The 3,380-nt window shown below is 70.1% G+C and carries 2 protein-coding genes; both read left to right on the plus strand.

What is annotated here, in order from left to right:
• The first annotated feature begins 1,339 nt into the window (after nucleotides 1-1,339).
• Complete coding sequence (locus IF89_RS45380; protein ID WP_107047447.1) at nucleotides 1,340-1,858, plus strand: SH3 domain-containing protein; 519 nt, start codon at nucleotides 1,340-1,342, stop codon at nucleotides 1,856-1,858.
• 907 nt (nucleotides 1,859-2,765) lie between these two features.
• A complete protein-coding gene (locus tag IF89_RS0134600) occupies nucleotides 2,766-3,257 on the plus strand; it encodes a hypothetical protein (RefSeq protein WP_030776770.1) in 492 nt (163 codons plus the stop codon).
• Nucleotides 3,258-3,380: the final 123 nt, after the last annotated feature.

The raw sequence follows: 3,380 nt of genomic DNA on the forward strand, positions 1-3,380 counted from the left end.
CCCCCACCCACTCCCAGCAACCCGCACCAGGCACACAGGCAAGGAAGCCCAGCACCCCCTGACACCGCCGCGAGCCGCAAGCCGCAAGCCGGTAGGCCGGCGAGCGGGCCCCTGCGCTCGTCCTCCCGGCCGCCGGCAAGACCCCGAGCTTCGCAAGTCCGGGCGCCGGCAGGCATCCGCGTCCGCCGGGCAGTCTCGGTGGCCGCCGGGGAGGGGAGAGCGCTGCGTCCACCGCCTTACGCGCACGGTCGGGTCGGCGGTGGTCGGGCCAGTGCAAGGGTGCGGAAAGGGGCCGACCGGAATCGATGGCGTCGTCCGAACGCGGCTCGGACACGAACAGTGCGGCCGGCGGACCCGTCACCTCGCGGACACCGGCGCCGAAGACAAAGCGCCACTCCCGCCTGCCCGGACTCGCCGTGGAAACCCGCCCCGGATACACCCCGGCCCCTGCCCCCGGTCGACCCACACCCGTACACGCACCCATCACCGCGGCGGCATCACCCTCCACACCGGCAACCGGCAACCGGCAAGCCCTCAACGCCCCTTCGCAGCCACCCCTCCAACACGGCCGCCTGTACCGGCATACCGGCAGGCCACTCGCCGGAACACCCACAACGTTTCGGCCCTCCCCATCACGCAGCCGCCGAACCCCGCAAGCGCGCCACGTGCCGGGAACCGGCCCGCCGCCCCGCCCCGGAACAGCACACGACGGCCGCACAAAGTGGGCCGACTTCCGCCGCCGCCACGCTCATACAGGACGTGAGCGGTACCCGTCAGGAGATCGCAGAGCCCGCCGCACCCGCCGGGAAAGGAAACACACCATGCCGCACACGTCACCAACCCCACGCCGACGCGAACGCCACACCACCACCGGCCCACGACCACTCGCCGGCCTGCTCCTCGCCCTCGCCTCGATCCTGCTGGCAGGCGCACCACCGGCAGCCGCACACCCGCCCAGCGGACCGTCCACGTATGGGCCTCCGACGTCCGGATACGCACCTGCCAGAGCACCTCCTGCTCCCTGGCCACCACCGAACGACTCACCAACGTCCGGGCCCAGGCCTACTGCCAGATGAACGCAGGAGCCGCCGGACGCGTCACGGACGGCCCCTACACCAACACCTACTGGATCCAAATCATCACCCCCGGCCGAACACTCGGCTGGATCTCCGCGGAGTACGCCAGCGGCGGCTCGAACAACCCCCCGCCCCCGGCGCACCCGTCGACCACCCCGGCGACGCCACCGTGGACTGCGAATTCATCTAACCCCCCACCCCCACAACCCCACCCCTGCCGGGCACCGATCACCACCGATCACCCATCGACACCCGAGGAACCCGTGAACACCCGACGACTTCTCACCACCGCCACAGCCGCCGCCGCAACCCTCACCCTGGGAACACCCACAGCCCTCGCCTCCCCCACACCCACCCACACCACCACACCCACCACGCTCACCCCGACCAACCCCACCACACCCACCCCACCCGCGACCACGCCCACAGCGACAAGGACAGCAGCGGCGAGGACGGCAGGGGCGGCAGGAACGGCAGGAACGGCGGGGGTGGCGGCATCGGTCTACATATGGGCAACCAACGTCAACGTCCGCTACGACGCAGCCGACGCCGACTGCGTCCACCACCCCTCCCGCACCTCCTGCACAAAAATCGTCGCCACCGTGTCACGAACCGCCGCCGAAGGCATGTGCCAACACCCCGGCGAAGAAATCACCGACAGCGGATACCGCAACCGCTGGTGGACACTCCTCAAACTGCCCAACGGCACCATCGGCTGGGTCAACAACATCTACCTCCAAGGCGGCGAAAAAATCGCAGGCATCCCCGACTGCGGCTGGTAACCCCCCACCCGGACACACACCCAAAACCGGGCCACCACCCACATACGCCCGGGCCCACACCGGGCAGGAGGTGAGGCGCCGCCCACCCCGCAAGCCCTCAACCCTGAACCCCTACCTCAACTACCTGCAACAACGCTGGGACGAGGGACAGCACAGCGCCGCACCAGCATGCGTCGAAGGCTGAACGATCGACGCGACCCGCCGGCGCGGCGCCGCGCCGCCGCGCCGCCGCGGCGGCGGCGGCGGCCGACCGAGGCCCGGCCACCAGCACGCGTCCGGCAAGCCCTGATCCTGCAGACACCCGTTTCCGAAAGCCCGCCCACAAGCTCCACGACACACCCCACCACGTGGAAAAAAGAGACCACCTCCGACCCGGGCGGACGATTTCCCCCACGTCACGGGGCCGGGACCGGGATGACGCATGAGGTCCGAAACGGTGATGCGCGGCGCAATACCTCCCCGACCGGGGAGGACAGCGCCTTCACAGCCCAGCGCGACCACGGCGCGGCCGCAGACCCGGACACGGGCGTCGAGACCGTCGCAGGCGGCGGCCTTCGCAGCCGTCCGATACCAATCCACCGCCTCTCACCCCGCCCCGTGCGGGATGTCCGCGCCTGCTGCGACGACCGGCCGACCCGGCCGCTCACATCAGGCACACGACCCGACACCGGCCGCAGGAATAACCACCCCGCACAAGCACCACGCGCCCGCGCCCCCGGGCTCCAGCAAGGCCGCGGACCGGACAGGGGACCTCGGCCATCCGGACGCTCAGCCCGGCGCCACCCGCCGGCCGGCAGCCAGGGACTGCCACTTCGGTACTCCTCCCAGCGGGTGCAGGTCCCGCCCGGATCGGAGAAGCTGAACATGGCCGCGCCACCTGGGCGCCAGCGACCGGCGAGGAGATCTCGTGGACATATCAACCAACGGCCGCACCCCCCACCGACAGCACACCCGCAGCCGGGCCGGGACCCTGCTCACCGCAGCCGCCGCCCTCACCGCAACCGCCCTACCCGCCGCCGCAACACCCACCCCCACACCCACGCCACAACCCGTAGTCCTCGACTGCTCCTCCAAACCCCACATACGCCCCGAGGAATACCTCCTGGCCTGCGGCGACGGCAACAACCGCCTCATCAACCTCCACTGGCACACCTGGGGAACCAAAACCGCCACCGCCACCGGCACCGACCTCGTCAACGACTGCCGCCCCTACTGCGCAGCAGGCCGCTTCCGCCCCTACCCCGTAACCGTCACCCTCAGCAACCCCCAACCCTGGCCCGACCACCCCCACACCCACCGCTACACCACCATCCGCCTCCTCTACACCCACACCACCCCCACCCCACTCCCCAAAGACATCACCTACAAACTCGTCTACGACACCCCCGACACCCCCTGACACAACACCTCACACCGCACACCCCGGGTCTGTCCAGTAAACGGTGTAACTGGTTGGGTTTCTGAGGTCAGATTCGGTTGTTGGTGAGGCGTCCGTCGAAGGTGATGTCGAAGGCCTGCAGCG

The organism is Streptomyces sp. NRRL F-2664 (assembly GCF_000719345.1).
GTDB lineage: Bacteria > Actinomycetota > Actinomycetes > Streptomycetales > Streptomycetaceae > Streptomyces.